Raw genomic sequence first — 17925 nt, forward strand, 5'->3', positions numbered from 1 at the left:
AACAACATCCATGTTGGTATTTTTGATTAAATAATTAACATCCATTTGACATACAACAAATATGTTAACAGTTTTGTTTCTAATTAATCTGTGTTATACCTGTTCCATTCGCTTCATCGTCATCTCACTAACATCATGGACGTTGGTTTTAACATAAGTTCCATTAACAACATCCTAACCAGTTAATATGTTCATAAGAAATTAGATGTTATCGGTAACATTTTATTAAATCTTTGGTTATATATTGATGGTTGTTTTGATAAATATATCGGATAACCATGTTAATTCGATCGAACGTTGGTAACAGGTTTGATAGACATCATGGGTAATACACATAGATTTATTCTTTCCGATTTAATCCACCATTATTAGCGGTATAATTTTATAATGGTTGGTTATTGAAATTAAACAAAACTATATCTGATGGTTAATATTCTAATATCCTGTTATTAATATGGTTTTTGTATTGTTATTCAACGATTTAAACAAAATGTTGTAAGTGAGATAAAGATCTAGATTTTGTTATGGTTATTAAATGTGGCATGTCTGTTATGAACTAATTGGATAGTAATCGAACGGGAAGGTAGAGATGTTTAAAATGAACTATTTAATTAAATGGTTATAAGATTAATAGATTAAAAAAAACATTAACAACATCCTCCGAATTAGATGTTAATTTAACAATACGAACTTGTGTACTTGTTGGTTCGGAAGATTGGTAGTGACGTTTTAGATTAAACGTAATATATGTTATTCGTATTATATAAGTGATAAGAAACAACAAGTTATTGGAAATTGATGTTATCTGTTATGGTTATGATTTTAATGTATGGAATAATTTGATTTATATTCATATTCATTTATATGCAAACGGTTGTTAAATCCACAACATAGTGACATTAATTACTTCATTACTAGAACTTATTAGATAATGTCAACAATTAATTGTTTGGGTTGGTATAATGTTTGAGGTAACAACCTACATGTTAACAACATGTTTTGTACGTTTGTATGACAAAAGGTTGATTAAAACTTATTACAATTACAACATGTAGTCGATTATTAAGTTCGGAGATGTTTCAACGAGATGATTCATAATTAAGTATGTTGAATAGTACAGGATTTAGTAGACGTTGTTTATATTATATATTTGTACTGGTATTAAGGATATCTTAGTAGTTGGTAATTTATATTCAATTCAGTGAGTATATGTGTTCCGAAATTAAATGATTTAATGTTATTAAACCGATGTTGTTGATTCTTTGAAAGAAACAGAGATCGGTTAGTTAATTCATGGCAAGTTATAATGCCATTATTATCATCTGTGTTGTGATAAATGAGGAGGATGTTTAGTATTATTATTTAATGGTTGATATCATTGTTATATTTGATGTGGTCGTTAAATGTCTATAGTTAAGGTTGTTAAACATTATTTTGTTTCCGGTAAAGAAGTCAGAAGACATAATTTTAATGTAATTTGGTATTAAGTCTGTATTACTTACTGCAATAAGTTTAGATGTAATCTTTAAAAGTTTAGTACTGGATTTGTTTATTTTATCTTCAGCAACAAAGATAATAGGTATTAATGTCTTGGATAATTTATAAAACGTTTGATAATATTCAACATGTTGTATCTGCCTAGTCTTATTACAAATCTGATAATATTTTAGTATTACATTCATAATTATTTTATTGACCACAACGACCAACCTCTGTTTGTATGTAAGTTTCTTCATGATTCCATTTCCAATAAGTATAGGTATTACATGGTTGTTGGATGTTTTTATTGTTCCTGGTATAAAGTTGTTTCGTTTTGTTTTACAACATGGAGTACTACCTGTTTTATCTCTAGTTATTAGCTTAAAACAATTCATGTTCGGTTCCATCTATCAATTCTATGTTTTATTTATTCCGTTTAACATTAGTGGTTTTTACATCTGGTTTTGTTATGTTCTTGGTGTTGGATTTAAAAACTCCATCGAGTTTGTTTGTGATCACTGTTCATCGGATGTTTGTGGTGTATAAATGATGTGTTAATCGTTCCGTTAAGCATACAGATTTGTTGGTTAATTGATTGGGGATTTGTTAAAACGTTGTTACAAGTATCTATGATATCATCAGTTATTATTCCAATCCTTATCAATTGAGTTTAACTTATCTTACAACGTTGTTTTCTTTCAATTATATTACCGATTTTACTCACATTTAATCGTTACAACGTTTGATATCCTATCAGCGTTGGAGTTCAATCTTCGAGATCTGGAATCTGGATGCTATCGACATGATGTTGTTTAAGTTGTAGTTTTTGTTAATCTAATCACATATAATTGGTAATAATTCGATTCCTGAAGACTTGGTACGTTGGAACGGGTTAACAAACATGGTTCAATGTTGTTTAACAACGTGTATGCTATCGATATTGTCCGATAATTCATGAACTATGTTTAGATGTTACAAGAAATAATCAGTGGCTTCTATCTGGTTCTTGTTTAATATGGTACAAATGAGTTGGTAGTTAATATTATTCGTGTAACATATTGATCTGTTCGATTCATTTTACAACAACCAAAATTCTGATCATTGATTTATTAGTTGGTATTAGTTGGTGCCGATAAATGGTTGGATTAAGCAAATGTTTGGTCGGATGTTTGACTTGATACAACCATGGATTAACCGTTAATGAATTAAATGACATTTAATGGACTTATTCCAACAACGTGGACATGGATGTTGGATTTTGGTAATAATTCTATATCTGTTAATGAATAAATTTATCAGTTTAATTTAACATGTTTAAACATCTTCGGATGTTATCATGAAAATATTAATCACAACGTATAGTATTTTATATATATGTTAATGATGATTCGTTTATAATTATTAGTACAACGTTCGGTTGATTATCGTTTGTGGATTACATCGGTAATATATTTTGATTTATTAGTACTAAGTAATGGTTTATGTTTTAGTATATGTTTGATAGGATTTATATGGTGGGTTTAAACAGGTCAAACGTTGGTAGTAAATATGTTTTAATCGGTATTTATGTTGTTATTGTGGTTAATATTCACAGGTTACAACGTAGTAACGATTTGGATGTTGGTTTTAAGATTAGTAATTAATGAAGCGATTAGTGTTTTGGAATCATCGAGATATTGATGTTTATTTTCTTTATGGTTATGAGAAACAACAACAAAGAGATTCTTTTATTAGTTTGGTTTTTCCGTTGATAGTTTTATATTTATCAGATGGTATTCTGTATGTATTTATGTTTAATTTATGTGTGTGTTGATGTTGGGAGTGGGATCTTGATGGTTCAGTGTTGACATTATTGATGTTCGATTTAATGTTATTCGGATGTAAGTCATTGGTTATAAACAGTAATTGTTACATGTCTATGTGGTTTGGTTGTATTGCTTAAAACAACGTTTGTGGAGATAAATTTATCAGGTTGTTGTGTTTATGTTTATAACGTTCGGAGATTTTAATCAGGTTATTAAAGGAACCATTTTATCAGATCATATTTGTTCCATAATTTTGAATGATGTTAATAAATGGTACGGATTCTAATGTTTCGGAAGTTTATCAATGGATCCCATGATTTCGATGTAAAAATTCGGTCACGGTTGTTGCCAACAAGTTAACAGGGATGTAAGTATGTCATCGATATCCGTCTTATATTTTATCTCTGAGATATAAGTTTATTACGTTTTCTTTGAATTTTATAAACAAGTAATTGTTATTTAAGGTATGTGTTTACTCGATGGTGATAAAAATGAGACGGATTTATTATGTTGGAGGTTGATGTTAAACACATTAAAAAATTATAATGTATAGGTTAAATAGTTTGTTGATATTATACATAATATGGTAATTATCGTTGTATTGATATGTTGTTATATTGGTGTTATTATTATATTAAAAAATAAAGGGAGTGGTATACCGATTAAATTTATGATGAAGAATAACAACATCCAGTCATCATTAGCTAACATTTATGGTTTTCATCTACCAATCGGTTAACTAATTACATCCCAAGTCATGAACCGAACACCGATGTTAATAGTTTCATTTAACAAAACAATTATAACTCCGATTGTAAAAACAAAATTAACTTCAAAAGGTGTCATAATTCCAAACTCTAATGATTCAAAACTTTGTGTGGGTGTTGTTATCAGTTCAAATTCCGAACTTAAGACCGGAGATAAGGTATTATATATTAGAACAGAAAACCTATGTTACAACCTCAATTCACTAGAAGTAGACATAGTTAACACATCAGATGTTGTTGTGTTGTTTCGAACATCTTGTACCGAATGGGATTAATGGATAACTGTATTGTTTTCGGAAAAGAAGCAAGGGATGGAATATTGGAGGGTATAAACATGGTATCGAACGTTGTTAAAGTAACCTTAGGTCCGAATGGACGGAACGTTGTCATCGACAAAACAGATGGATCACCGAGAGTAACAAAGGATGGAGTAACAGTTGTTCGAGAAATTAATCTTAATGGAGGATTAATGAATACCGGAGTCAAGATGTTGAAGGAGGTTGCGGTTAAAACAAACGATGTCGTTGGAGATGGAACAACAACGGCCACAGTACTTACTCAAATGATGGTTAATGAAGGATTGAAAGCTGTTAATTCAGGTGCAAATCCAATAGATGTTAGAAAGGGAATGGCACTTGCGGTAGAGGAAGTAGTAAGGATCTTACAAGAAAATTCTAGGAAGGTATCTGGGTTAGAAGAGATTATCCATGTTGGAACAATTGCAGCAAATGGTGATAGGAGGATAGGATTGGACATCGGTGAAGCATTACAACGGGTAGGTAACGATGGAATAGTTACTGTTGAGGAAACAAAAGCCTTGGAATCTGGATTAGAATTGGTTGATGGAATGAGATTTGATAGAGGTTATATTTCAAGATATTTTATTCCCGATCAAACAAAGACAACTTGTGATTTCCAACATCCATATGTTTTGGTTTGTGATGAAAAGATAACGAGTATAAAATCAGTTCTACCTGTGTTAGAAATTATATCAGGAACCGATAATAGTCTTGTAATTATTGCCGAAGATATTGAAGGTGAAGCGTTAGCGACTCTATTGTTGAACAAGTTTCGAGGAAAACTGAAAATCGTTGGAGTTAAATCACCGGGTTTTGGTGACCGAAAGCAACAAATGTTAGAAGATATATCGTTGTTAACCGGTGCTCAGATAATCAGTAGTGGTTTAGGATTAAAACTGGAAGATGTTACCATCAGTCAATTGGGTAAAGCAACACGAATAGTTGTGGATAAAGATACTACCACCATCATTGATGGGTTAGGTGACAAGGTTGAATTACGGAACAAAATAAGACAGATTAAACAACAATGAGATAATGTTGAGTCGGAGTATGAGAAGGAGAAATTACATGAACGATTGGCAAGATTGACTGGTGGAATAGCCATGATAAAGGTAGGTGGATCAACTGAAATTGAAATTAAGGAAAAGAAGGATAGGGTTGAGGATGCATTGAATGCTACCAGATCGGCAATTCATGATGGTATTATTGCTGGTGGTGGTACAGCTTTGTTTTGGATATCGAAGAAGTTAAACATTGAACTTCCGAACAAAGACCAACAGATAGGACTGAATATTATCAAGGAATCTTTAACCATTCCTATCAAACAAATAATTATAAATAGTGGCATGGATCCTGATTTAATATTAAAGAACATTGAAGCTGAAAACAAAATTGCTTATGGATATGATGTTAGAGGTATGAAATATGGTGACTTAATAGTATTTGGTATTATTGATCCGGTTAAAGTAGTTGAAACGGCATTAAAAGAAGCGGCATCTGTTGCCGGATTGGTTGTTATAACCGAAGTGGCAATAGTGAACAAACCAAAACAAACAGAAGGATCCGCTTCCAAAGAACCATCGGACATATAGGTTCCATTCTATACCTAATATATTCATAAATTAACATTAATATTAAATATCTTGTCCAATTACTTATAAATATATATCGACATCACAGTTTTATATCCTATTTCTCATTATTTACAACATATATCCCAATCTGATTCATTGTTCTCATTACTACATCATCAACCAATGTTATTGGTGTTTCATTTATACCAAATCAATTAATGATTCAACATACATGTTAACCAACGTGAGTCGATATACGGTAACCTCTTCCATGGATCAACGAAGTCAGATATTCTGTTAGTCATTTATAGGATTAACATGGTTAAATTAATCGATCATTTCATCATGGTTGTTGCTATGTGTTAATTAATTCATTGTTCTAAATCTGTCAATCTGTATTCTCTTATTCGTGTTAAATTACCCGTCATATACCAAACACCATCATCTAACAACTACTTAAATCTCATTAAACGGACCAAAACATATGGTCCCATCGACTTGTTTACAAAAACAACAACCACACATTAGTAATTTCTTCATAACAACGTTGTAACAACACATTTGAAGGTATTATTCTAATTACATGAATGGTGGTTTTATACATCATATTATATGGTTATATCCTTGTTCATCTTTGAGATCAGCATCGTTTAACTTGTTATTTACTCTATAGTATCTAAGTAAACATTTTATATTATCCATATATATTTCATGTGTTATCCAAAAAAGAGACATAAGTGCCATATGTTTCCAACCCGTCCAATGAAACTACCAAGCATCTCATATCTAATCAATTACTAAATAAACATATCCTAATGATGAACTGAAACCAATGTTTATCATCTGATTCAATCAAATTACATCATTAGTTCAGATATATTTTATTGATTCAAACAATCCCATCATAATATCGACAGATCTCAATGTTTATTCCCAACCTCCATCCCATTAATAGCTAATCACTGTCACCATGTTGTTTCCATCATTGAATTAACCTCTTAGTTACAGTTATCATAACAGATATAAAAACAAATTAATTTACATACAACAATGAAGTGATCCGTGTTGTTCAAAACGAAGCAACTACATCCCATAAATCAATTTAATTAACATACTATATAGATCAGTTATCTGATCCTATCTTCGGATTATACAACATATAATTCAGACAATAACCTCCCATCAACTCATCGTCATATAAGCCAACACCCAATGAAACACAATCAAATGAATATCTCACATACGTTGTTCCCAATCATGGTTATAAAACTTACGAATATTATAGGATAGTTTATCAAACCAACCTTATTACAATTAGAAACAATTAAACCGATCTAAACAATCGGATATAACATATAAGATATTAACACAAATATATATAACACCCAAACGGTTGTTAATAATGTAAACAAACAGAATAACATCAGCATCATTGGAACAATGGTTTTAGCCAACATGTACGTGATTTCATTCATTGCCATTTAGTCATTAGTTAATCCAACATTGGATGTTTTGATTATTAAATTAATAATTACAGATAAATATGATGTTATGGTATCCGATGCCATGGTTTCAATGGTCCATATCCAACATCCAGATTGATGGTTTGTTGTTAGCAACACGGAACCAAATGTTATACTTACTTGTAAAATATATTAATAATTTGGTTACATACTGAACTTATCATCATGAAAAGGTTTCAATTCAAACATCCTTAGTGTTGATATAATTCGAGTATTCATTTATAAGTCCAACTATTCATCAACATTTTGTTTGGTATAGTTAAAACATCCCGATTACCATACTGTGTTATGTCATAATTATTACATCAAGTTACTTCGATTAATCAATTTAAGAGTCAATCAATTACTCCGATATACGATAAATGGCTAAACTTTATCTGATTATCTGTTAAACATGACATGATGTTAAGCTAAATTGATGTTTATAAATTACAACCTTGACGGTAAATCCCAACAATTCGAATTAATTATATCACATCTGACATCGAACGTTTGGTCCCAAACATTAACAACAACACACCAATCTTCAAACGTTTCATTTAAACCTACATTTATATATAGCCATTGATCGTAAGTTGTTGATTGATTTGTAATTAATTCATTGATCTGTTGGTTTTATAAATTCATCGTTACATATCGATCAGATAAAACGAGATCGACAACTTTCTCCTCTATAAACGTTGTGGTTGTTTCAACGTTCCAAACCATTATCAGAACATCAAGCTTAGTCAATGGTTTGTTAAAACCGTTTATCCGATTACCTACGTCTCAAATTAATCGCAGCGGAGCGTTAATCTTGATAGGTATTATTAATTCCGAAATATATCTCTTATAACTAACAACATGATTACTGGTTATTTAATCAATTTTAACAACAAAAATATGGTTACTAGTACAAAATGTATTAACAACTACTTCGATCCAAACGTAAAAACCATTACAACGTTGTCAAACATCCATGGAGTTAACATATAATTTTTATTTCAAGTTAATAAATGCCATTTTGGATAATGTTAGATGCCATACAAGTGATCTTGGTTTTCGCAATGAAATCGAGTTTATTTCAAAAGGTGGTGGTTACAATCCGGTAACAATATATGATAAAATTATAGAAAGTGATATAATTGAATTAATAAATCTGATAACTCCGAAGATAGAGGTTTATAGTGAGGAGTTCGGATGTTGTCCAAAAGGTAGCAGCATGTGAGTTGTTGATCCAATAGATGGTACAAAGTCATTTGTTAGTGGTTCACCAATATGGGGTACATTGATTGGTTTAATAAAAGATGGATCTTTTGTGTTAGGTGCTGTTGATCATCCGGTTTTAAATGAAAGATTAATCGCTATCAATGGTAAAACCTTTTACAAGAACAAAAACCGTGACTTTGTTTTATTACCGAAGATAGTTGACAACAAAATGTTAAACCAGTACGTCATAGCTACTTCTTCATCTAGCCACATGAATTTAAAGGAGAAACGAACATTTGATCGCTTATCGAAGAAAGTCCAACATGTGATACACGATTATGACTGTTATGCTTACACTTTGTTGGCAAGAGGATGTATAGATGCTGTTATTGATTGTAATCTTAAACCATATGACTTTGTTCAGTTAGTTCCGATATTGAAAGGAGTGGGATGTGAGATATATGATTGGCAAGGAAATGATACTTGTTATAGTAAAAGGATTGTAGTTTCGAAACCAGGTAGAATTAGACACAACGTTGTAAAGATATTATCGAAGGCATGTTAACATCATTATTGTTTCATATGTTTTGTTGTTCCGATCTTCATGTACGATTTGAAGATAAATTCTTAAGTGAATAATACCAGTTCAAACAAAACTAATGCTTATATGGCATTGTTAAAGTTAGGAAGGAAACGGAGGTTAATACTGGATGGTGCGATGGGTACTCAGATACAAAAGTTTAAATTAAAGGATAGACATTATGGTGGTAAACAAAACAGAGGTAACAATGATATTTTGAACATTACTCAACCAAGAGTAATCGAGAAGATACATCAGAGTTATTTAGAGGTTGGAGTAGACATAATCGAGACGAATACCTTCAATTCAAATCGAATTTCTCAATCTGATTACAACAACAACTGATCTTGTATAGAACTCAACAAACGGGCAGTGTTAATAGCAAAGAGAGCGAGGTTAAAGTATTCGTTTTACAACAAACGTCGTGTATTTGTTGCAGGTTCGGTTGGTCCAACAAATAAAAGCTTAACGGTACCTTCCAATGCATTGAAACCTGCATATCGAGATGTTTCATTCGATGAAATGGTAACAAGTTATAAACAACAGATTAACACATTGTTAAACATGGATGTAAACATTTTATTGATAGAAACTGTTTTTGATACAATAAATGCCAAAGCTGCATTGTTCGCTTACTTGGAGGTGTGTAGAAAACTAAAGACCGAACATGCTTTAGTAATATCAGTGACAATAAGTGATGCATCCGGAAGGACTTTATCCGGCCAAACTCTAGAAGCATTCTGGCATTCGGTTAGTCATGCCAAGCCATTAAGTGTTGGATTAAATTGTGCCCTTGGACCAGAACATCTAAAACAATATGCTTCCGAACTATCGAGTATTGTTGGTAAATCAATATGAGTATATCCGAATGCAGGTTTTCCAAACGAAGAGGGAAAGTATACTCAGAATCCCGATGATTTTGCTAAGCAGATTAAAAAATTAATAAAACATGCATGTGTGTTAGGCGGTTGTTGTGGTACCACTCCCAAACATATTTCGGAATTAATTAAGTTTAAATTATCAAACAAACCTTCAAAGGTTGTAGATGTTAGTACTAAATCCAATTGTTTGTTCTTAAGTGGATTAGAGCCGATGAAGATCAACAGAGATGGATTTTATGAAATCGGTGAACGAGCAAACGTATCAGGATCGAGTAGATTCAAGCACATGATAACTTCAGGTAACTATGAAAGAGCTTTGGACATCGTAAGACAACAAGTAGTACATGGAGCAAAAATTATAGATATAAACATGGATGATGCTTTGTTGGATTCGGAGGTAGAGATCTCAAAATTCTTGAACTTGATTAACACCGAACCTGATTTATCAGCATTACCAATTATGATTGATTCTTCCAAGTGAGGTACACTTTTGATCGGCATGAAGCATATACAAGGTAGAGGTATCGTAAATTCTATCTCACTTAAGGATGGAGACAAACAGTTCATAGATAAAGCGAGGTTGATCAAGATGCATGGATGTTTACCGATCACGATTGCGTTCGATGAAAGAGGACAGGCATCAAACGTTGAACAACGATTAGAGATTTGTAAAAGAGTACATGGATTGTTAACGAGGGAAGTTGGTTTTACCGATGAAGAAGTAATAATAGATTTAAACACCTTTGCAATAGCAACGGGAATTACAGATCATGATAGAAATGCTTTAGAATTAATCAACAGTATTAAGTTAATAAGTATAATTTATCCGAAGATAAATCTAGTGTTAGGCATATCGAATTTATCGTTCTCGTTCAGAGGTAACAACAAAATCAGAGAATCATTACACTGCATGTTTTTAAGATATGCTAAACTCGTTGGTTTAAATCTCGGAATTATAAACGTTCAGAATCAAATATCCTATAGTAAGCTTAGTGATAAGATTAGAAATTTATGTAAGTCACTAATATTAAACAACGTGCAGGTATCGATAGAAGAGATCTTAAACGTTTTCGGTACCAGGTTTAATGTTCTCAGTAATGGGGAGAATGGAAGTAATTGAAGGAAATGGGATGTTAAATCAAGAGTAATACATGCTGTTATTGGTGGAATTGATAAATATATTGAACAAGATTCAGTAGAATTAGCTAAAGACATAGGTGCGTTACGAGTTATAGAGGAGGTATTGATGGAAGGTATGGATATTATAGGTAAACTGTTTGGAGATGGTAAGATGTTTTTACCACAGATGATAAAAGCGGCAAGAGTAATGAAGAAAGCCGTAACCGCAATAACACCATTGATAAAGATCGGAAGTACTAAGAACAACAATGTGATAGTGATGGCAACGGTTAAAGGTGATGTTCATGATATCGGTAAGAATATTGTTAGTACTGTTTTATCGTGTAATAATTACCAGATAATAGATTTGGGAATAATGGTTTCTGCTAACGAAATCGTTCAAGCCGCCATTAAATATAAAGCAGATGCTATCGGAATCTCGGGTTTAATATCTCCTTCATTGGATGAAATGGTTAAAGTGGCAAGACTTCTACAAAGGAAATCATTGGATATCCCACTACTTGTTGGCGGTGCAACAACGAGTAAACTGCATACAGCAATAAAGCTTTACCCTGAATATCCTAATGGCATTGTGATACATGTCAAAGATGCGAGTAAAGCCGTTGATGTTTTGGCTAAATTGTTTAAAGGATCAAGAAGTACTTATATTAAAACATTGAAATCGGATTATGAGTTAATAACAGATATTTATAACAGATCTAAATTACAACGTTGTAGAATACCGTTTGAAACTTCATTAAATCGTTCGTTTAAGTTCAACAAACGAGTAGTTCCGAATGTTAATTTCATTGGTACAAAGACTAGTTGTGTTGGAAATTTAAAAGGTCTTCGTATTAAACATGGTTTTAATGAAAGTTGTGTGGTAGTGGCAAAAATAACAACACTACAAAAGAAGATGTTTAATAAAATGATCTCAGAGAGATGGGTAAGTATCAGAAGAACTATTGGCATGATGAAGGCCGTTAACAGACATGGATCTATTTGTGTTCTGAATTCAAATAACGTACTGATAGCCAAACTCCCGATGCTAAGACAACAACAAAACACTAACTTATGTTTAAGTTTAAGTGACTTTGTTGATGGTAATAATGATAATATTTCAATATATTGTTGTGTTGTTGGTATTGAGTCTACTTTAATACATCGATATTTCAACGATAGAAATCGGTTGCAATGTGCTTATGTTTTCAAAACAATTTGTGATAACTTAGTTGAATCATGTTCAAAGTCCACTTACGATACAATAAGATATCATGTTTGGGCTTATGCATGTAAACGTTCACATAGTGACATTGAAGGAAGACGAACAGGTATTAGACCAGCACCGGGTTATCCAATCATCCCAGACCATGGAATTAAACATAATTTATTTAGAATATTATCCTTGAAATCAAATATTGGTCTAATGATATCTGATGTCTGATCTTTTATACCACAAACCAGTATATTATCCATGGTTGTTGCCAACCCACATGCTGTTTATTTCGGAATAAAATATATAGATAAACAACAAATAATTTCATATTGTAAACAGCTAAAACAAAGTGTTAAATCAGTAGAAAGATCACTAAGTCCATTGATTTGTTATGTTCCCGAATCAATGTTAACATAATTTGTTAATACCATGGACGTTTACATCTAACTACCAAAACAAACAAGTTCCCATTAGAAACGATGTAAGTTAACAGTTCAAATCTTCTTGAACTATTCATTGTTCCATTTGTTTATTCAATTGATTGATAATCTTTGATTGTAACCATAACATTTGTAAGCATACTATCCAACATCTACTTCTACCCTGTTGTCATCCCATCGGTATACCAAACATTACTAAAACCAACATACTATTTGTTATTATTAGTCTATTATACCATCCCATTTGATTAAACAGTTACTACCATTGGTGTTGTTGTTTAATCACTAGGTTGTATGTTAACAAAGTTTATACATCCAATATGGTAGTCATTTTGTAACCATTTATGCATATGTTCTTATGGCAATCAGTGTTTCATCGATAATAACATAGTGGTAATATTACATCTAAATCGTTCAGACCAAATGTTCTTTATTTTAATAACACAATTACCATTTCGATGTTCCGAACCAAGCAACACCGATATAAATTCATTTAACATACGAACTGATTGTATCCGTTTGTTCAAGTTACAACGTTCGAACACCATCATGTGGTCAATTGATTCGGTTAGTGGTAATTAACTTAATAATACACTATTATAACAACAAACGAACGGTTACAACGTTGTAGGTAAGAACATCTTAAATAATTACAACACAAATTAAATATACCATTGAATATAGGTTAAGAATCTACCAATTAATATTCGGTTGTTCATGTAAATGTTATTACCACCGTACTCTATTGATAGCCTGATTGGTTTTATTAATTCAGTTGTTATGATCTGTTTCCAACGTTCCATTCTCTCATAATTTGTTTCCAATGCCATGTCAAGACTGAACTTATTCGAATTAAAACCAACACGACCCATCTATCTCTCCAATATTGTCGTTATTAATATTAAATTCTAAATCAACTAAACATAACAACAAACATGTACCAACGGTTGTGATTAATTGTTACCTAAATTCACAGCTATATCATCATCTTTATAATTTATCTAATTCAGACATACAAAATCCACATGTTATATTCTAATAAATCATTTATCTTTATGTCTTGTTCGACACCAACATTCATGTGATTAAAATATACAAGTTAGATATATTTAATTAAATTTACAACAAACCAACTCCTTGGTATTTCTAATGTAGATGTTTAACTGTAAATATTAGTAACGTCTTGATGTTTTCAATCAAATGATTCTAAATAACAGACCTCGATCCCATTGATCCGTTGGATGTTATTAACAGTGACATTAATATTAACATCTTCAATACCTTGAACCGAACATTTGAAACATTTAACACTGACATCATTGATGTAAATCTTCATAATTGTTTAAATGTTATAACCCAACGTTTACTAACCAAAAATATCAAACGATCAGATGTAATCACACATTATAACATGTTTGGACATAATTATGTTCCGATCGATTATAGCCATTAAATCATTAAATACAGATTAGGTTTAATTGATAACATGTGATTAACGTACAAAATTTCAATTGTTATATCGAAGTTGTTTGGGCGTTGTTGTTTGAATCACATCATTGGATCAGATAAGTTATTAAATCATTTTGTCATATGTTAGTAATATTAATTGGTCTAATTAAAACATTTCAAGATAATTCTATCAAGATTACTTAAACTTATAATTTAAAACATCAAAATATATGGTATGAATTTTGTTCTTCTAACATCAATTAATAGCTCTAATGATTTGTAATTATAGTTCGGTTATAACTTCCGTTCAAATCTTTAACTAAATCAGAAAACAAACATGCCAACATGCACATATTTATTTACTTCAAAGTACGGGTTGTTATGATTTTGTTTGATTTAATCGGATAGTAAATTATCATTGAAAACATCCATGCCACAATCGGTGATTGTACAAGTAAGAACAGAATTGTTATATATCGGGTAGAGATTAATAAATTGGAGTAAGTTGTATTATTTACTTAAGTTATTATATTTAGCATTATGGTATAATATGGCCGTTGTATTCTATGTTCTATACATTTGTTTTATGTAACAGTGTACCGTGTTGGTATTAACAAACATCGGAAGTAACCGATCTGTTATTAATCAAAATCCAAGTGTAATATAACTTCTTCTAAAGAAGTGAATAATCGGATGTAATTAATACCAATAAATTACATGAATGACAGATCAAACGGAGATAGAGGTGTTAACTATATTCTGTTGAGGTCTACAATCTGTGTTGTGGTTAGGATGTTTGATACCTTTTACTATCAAGCAAGTATCGGGAATTACATCGTATAGTTAAGACTTCATTACAAGGATCAATGACGATTAATCCGAAACAACATCCTGTTCTGTTAATATATAAAAACATCCCGATGATTCAGATGAAAACAAACGAAACAACCGAGATGTTAAGAGTTTTAATAATTGGTTCTTCTGATTGAAGCTTACGATTTAAACGAAACAAAATACCAACACCCAATTAAACTCCACCATGTTGTTAACCGAATGATGTTTATATTTTGGTTTGGATGAAGTATTCTATGTGATGGTATAATTTGATGGAAAGAAATAACATTTCTCAATGAGAACAACAATCGAATATACTACTAAATCATTAATTGTTTACTACGTTGGTCACAACGTTTGATGTGTCCGAAGCCAATGATTAGGTTTATAACAATTAACTCGATAAGTGTTAAGAGTAAAAAACAGATTAAATTAACATGAACTATTTGTTGTATCCAGTCTTTAATTGGATCAAGGATGGAATGATGATTTCGATAACATTGTCATGATAATATGGCTAAGAATTAGATAATTACAACGGCCAAACATGTAGACCTCCCTCTGATGACACATTAGACAGTTAATTAATAACATACCTGTTGTTGCCACTTAAACAACCAACCATTAATACCATGGTTCGAAACAACAAAGTAGTAAGTTGTTGTTTTGTGTTACTCATAGCAGTTCAGGATCACTTCGTTGTAAGTTTTGTTGATTTAAGTCATATTTATTTCGGATTAATTTATAAACAACATAACCATTAGATACATATTTTAATTAAAACATCTTGATAAGAACAGGTACGGATGTTGTATTCGTTGTAATTTAATGTCATAATGTTTATATATAAACCTCAGAATAATATTAAAAGATTTAACCAAACCAGATGTTGATGTAATTAAACCTCTTCGTATGTAAAAGAAAGAAAGATAAGAACAATGAGAAGGTAATAATGAAAGATAGGATTAGTTTAAGTGGGATTGTTAGTAACAAACCTGTAACAAATTTAAGAGAAGGAGTACAGAAAAGGTTATACAATAATGTACTATGAGGTTGTTATAACAACGAAGGAATAAAAATATCCAAGTTAGGACTAAACATCCAAGGTTTATTTCCATTCAGTATTGGGTGTTGGACGTTGGAATATGGTAGGATTGAAATATATATTTTATCAGAGATATCAAATGGTTTTGATTTAATCCTCGATGTTATTCGATATCAATCGTATAAAAACATAACATTTATACCTCAGAGATCGGAACTAAACATGTCACTAGTGATCTTACCAACACTTATGAGGGATAATGCGGTTCTTGTTGATGGAGTTAAGAAAACGTTGGTGTTGCAGTTAATAAGAAATATTTCTGTTGTATTTGATCGGGACAACGAGGTAATTAATATGGTAACAAGAAGTTCAACACATTTAAAAATCCAGGGATCAAGAATAAAATATGGTAACTGTAATTCGGATTTATTTGCTACAATGTTGTTGTTAAAATCAAAATATTCACATATACTTAAAAATATATCCGATCTAACACATCTGGTTTATTATAAGGGGCGTTGAATGAAGTTTGATTGGAAATGATCGAGTTTAGATATAAGTACTTCAAAGTATGGTCGAAAGAGATCATCCAGACATGTCAAAAACATAGTGGGATGTTGTTATAAAAACAGTGTTGTTTGTTCATGTTTTGTTGTTAACCAACTTGGAAATGTAATTGTCAACATGGGTGATAAATTAGATTTGGATATAAATCTTGTAACAAGACACATCGATGTCTTAAGGATTACAGAAACATCGAAACCATTTGTTTTAAAGTTATTTAAACACATCGGACGTTTGATAAGTTCAAATTTATGTTATGAAAGTGATATTGATTCTAAAACCATCAGAGATGTAGATTTAACCTTAATCGGAAGATGTACTTTAAATGATATAACATGTAATAACCAAGACTTTGGTTTAGATTTATTAACGAAGAAAGATTTGGTTTCACTTTGAACTAAACATACTATCGGAAGCACAAGTTTTAACTCGATTAATTGTGATATTAAAATTATAAAAGGTAGTGGTGATTATTTAACAGATATCATTTATAATTACTTAGCAAGTGTGTTGAACTCACAGGTTGTTGAACAATCATTGGAGTATCCCGAAGAAAGGTCCACAATCGATGACAACAATGTTGTTATTAAAACTCTTTTAGAATCCAGTGATCGAATACAAAAACATGTTGATAAATGTTTTAACTCATCAAGCCGTTGTCAGTATCTAGATCAAGTTAACAGTTTATCTGAATTATCTCATAAAAACAAGTTAATATGTATGGGTGAAGGTGGATTAACACAACAAAATGCTGATAATTATGCGAGAGATACCAAAAGGTGACACTTGGCCAAGATATGTCCGATTGAATCACCAGAAGGTCAGAACATTGGCTTAATTTTATCATTGACAACATATGCCAACGTTGATGTTAATGGTCATATAATTACTGGATATTTTAAAACATACAACGGATTAATCAGTAACAACGTTGTGTACCTGAATTACTACGAATGTAAGAATCTGAAAGTTTCGATGTCACATCGGAATGATTCAAACAAGTGGAGCTTATGTTTATACCAAGATACAACAATAGTTGTTGATAAGAGATCTGTGGATCTGACTTTAATGACCGAAGCTCAAGTGTTTTCATCTGCTGTTTGTTTGATCCCGTTTCTCGGACACAACGATCCAACGAGGGCATTAATGGCTGCAAACATGC

General features: G+C 31.4%; 12 protein-coding genes and 1 pseudogene. 8 read left to right on the forward strand and 5 right to left on the reverse strand.

Translation table 4 applies throughout. The features are described from left to right. Window positions 1–1358: 1358 nt before the first annotated feature. On the reverse strand, window positions 1359–1874 hold the full coding sequence (locus MAGTDC_RS00245) for a hypothetical protein (RefSeq protein ID WP_192572894.1): 516 nt from the start codon (window positions 1872–1874) through the stop codon (window positions 1359–1361). 2182 nt (window positions 1875–4056) lie between these two features. On the opposite strand from MAGTDC_RS00245, the gene MAGTDC_RS00255 reads away from it, so the two are divergent. Both MAGTDC_RS00255 and groL read left to right on the forward strand, forming a co-directional pair. Continuing rightward, window positions 4057–4326, forward strand: coding sequence for a hypothetical protein (locus tag MAGTDC_RS00255; RefSeq protein ID WP_146656525.1), 270 nt, complete (start codon window positions 4057–4059; stop codon window positions 4324–4326). Then, complete coding sequence (gene groL, locus MAGTDC_RS00260; protein WP_146656535.1) at window positions 4326–5942, forward strand: chaperonin GroEL; 1617 nt, start codon at window positions 4326–4328, stop codon at window positions 5940–5942. Before MAGTDC_RS00255 ends, groL begins: the two co-directional genes overlap by 1 nt. Before the next feature lie 768 nt (window positions 5943–6710). On the opposite strand, the gene MAGTDC_RS04045 is transcribed toward groL, so the two are convergent. Together MAGTDC_RS04045 and MAGTDC_RS04050 are read right to left on the reverse strand one after the other, a co-directional pair. Then, window positions 6711–6848, reverse strand: a complete 138-nt coding sequence (locus MAGTDC_RS04045) for a hypothetical protein (RefSeq protein ID WP_192572895.1) — start codon at window positions 6846–6848, stop codon at window positions 6711–6713. 190 nt (window positions 6849–7038) lie between these two features. Next, window positions 7039–7179, reverse strand: a complete 141-nt coding sequence (locus tag MAGTDC_RS04050) for a hypothetical protein (protein WP_192572896.1) — start codon at window positions 7177–7179, stop codon at window positions 7039–7041. A 1111-nt stretch (window positions 7180–8290) separates the two neighbouring features. Between MAGTDC_RS04050 and MAGTDC_RS05155 the strand changes: the two genes are divergently transcribed. From MAGTDC_RS05155 to metH, 3 genes are all read left to right on the forward strand, one after another. Then, the gene (locus tag MAGTDC_RS05155; protein ID WP_278046844.1) at window positions 8291–8422 is read left to right on the forward strand and encodes a hypothetical protein; all 132 of its coding nucleotides are present in this window, start codon (window positions 8291–8293) and stop codon (window positions 8420–8422) included. Further along, window positions 8406–9200, forward strand: a complete 795-nt coding sequence (locus tag MAGTDC_RS00265) for an inositol monophosphatase family protein (protein ID WP_146656526.1) — start codon at window positions 8406–8408, stop codon at window positions 9198–9200. Before MAGTDC_RS05155 ends, MAGTDC_RS00265 begins: the two co-directional genes overlap by 17 nt. Window positions 9201–9266: 66 nt before the next feature. Then, window positions 9267–12848 (forward strand): methionine synthase, encoded by a 3582-nt coding sequence (gene metH, locus MAGTDC_RS00270; protein WP_146656527.1) that lies wholly within the window; start codon window positions 9267–9269, stop codon window positions 12846–12848. Window positions 12849–12917: 69 nt separating this feature from the next. Here the strand turns inward: metH and MAGTDC_RS00275 are convergent, their stop codons facing one another. Next, window positions 12918–13115 (reverse strand): hypothetical protein, encoded by a 198-nt coding sequence (locus MAGTDC_RS00275; protein ID WP_146656528.1) that lies wholly within the window; start codon window positions 13113–13115, stop codon window positions 12918–12920. 146 nt (window positions 13116–13261) lie between these two features. On the opposite strand from MAGTDC_RS00275, the gene MAGTDC_RS04055 reads away from it, so the two are divergent. Beyond that, a complete protein-coding gene (locus tag MAGTDC_RS04055; RefSeq protein WP_192572897.1) occupies window positions 13262–13453 on the forward strand; it encodes a hypothetical protein in 192 nt (63 codons plus the stop codon). 80 nt (window positions 13454–13533) lie between these two features. On the opposite strand, the gene MAGTDC_RS05160 is transcribed toward MAGTDC_RS04055, so the two are convergent. Then, window positions 13534–13743: a hypothetical protein gene (locus MAGTDC_RS05160; RefSeq protein ID WP_146656530.1), complete on the reverse strand. Its 210-nt coding sequence runs from the start codon at window positions 13741–13743 to the stop codon at window positions 13534–13536. Between the two features lie 1443 nt (window positions 13744–15186). Between MAGTDC_RS05160 and MAGTDC_RS04060 the strand changes: the two genes are divergently transcribed. Continuing rightward, window positions 15187–15351, forward strand: coding sequence for a hypothetical protein (locus tag MAGTDC_RS04060; protein WP_192572890.1), 165 nt, complete (start codon window positions 15187–15189; stop codon window positions 15349–15351). Window positions 15352–16883: 1532 nt separating this feature from the next. Next, a pseudogene (locus tag MAGTDC_RS06125) lies at window positions 16884–17618 on the forward strand (hypothetical protein); the annotation flags it as partial. Window positions 17619–17925 lie beyond the last annotated feature (307 nt).

Source organism: Candidatus Hodgkinia cicadicola (assembly GCF_002774925.1).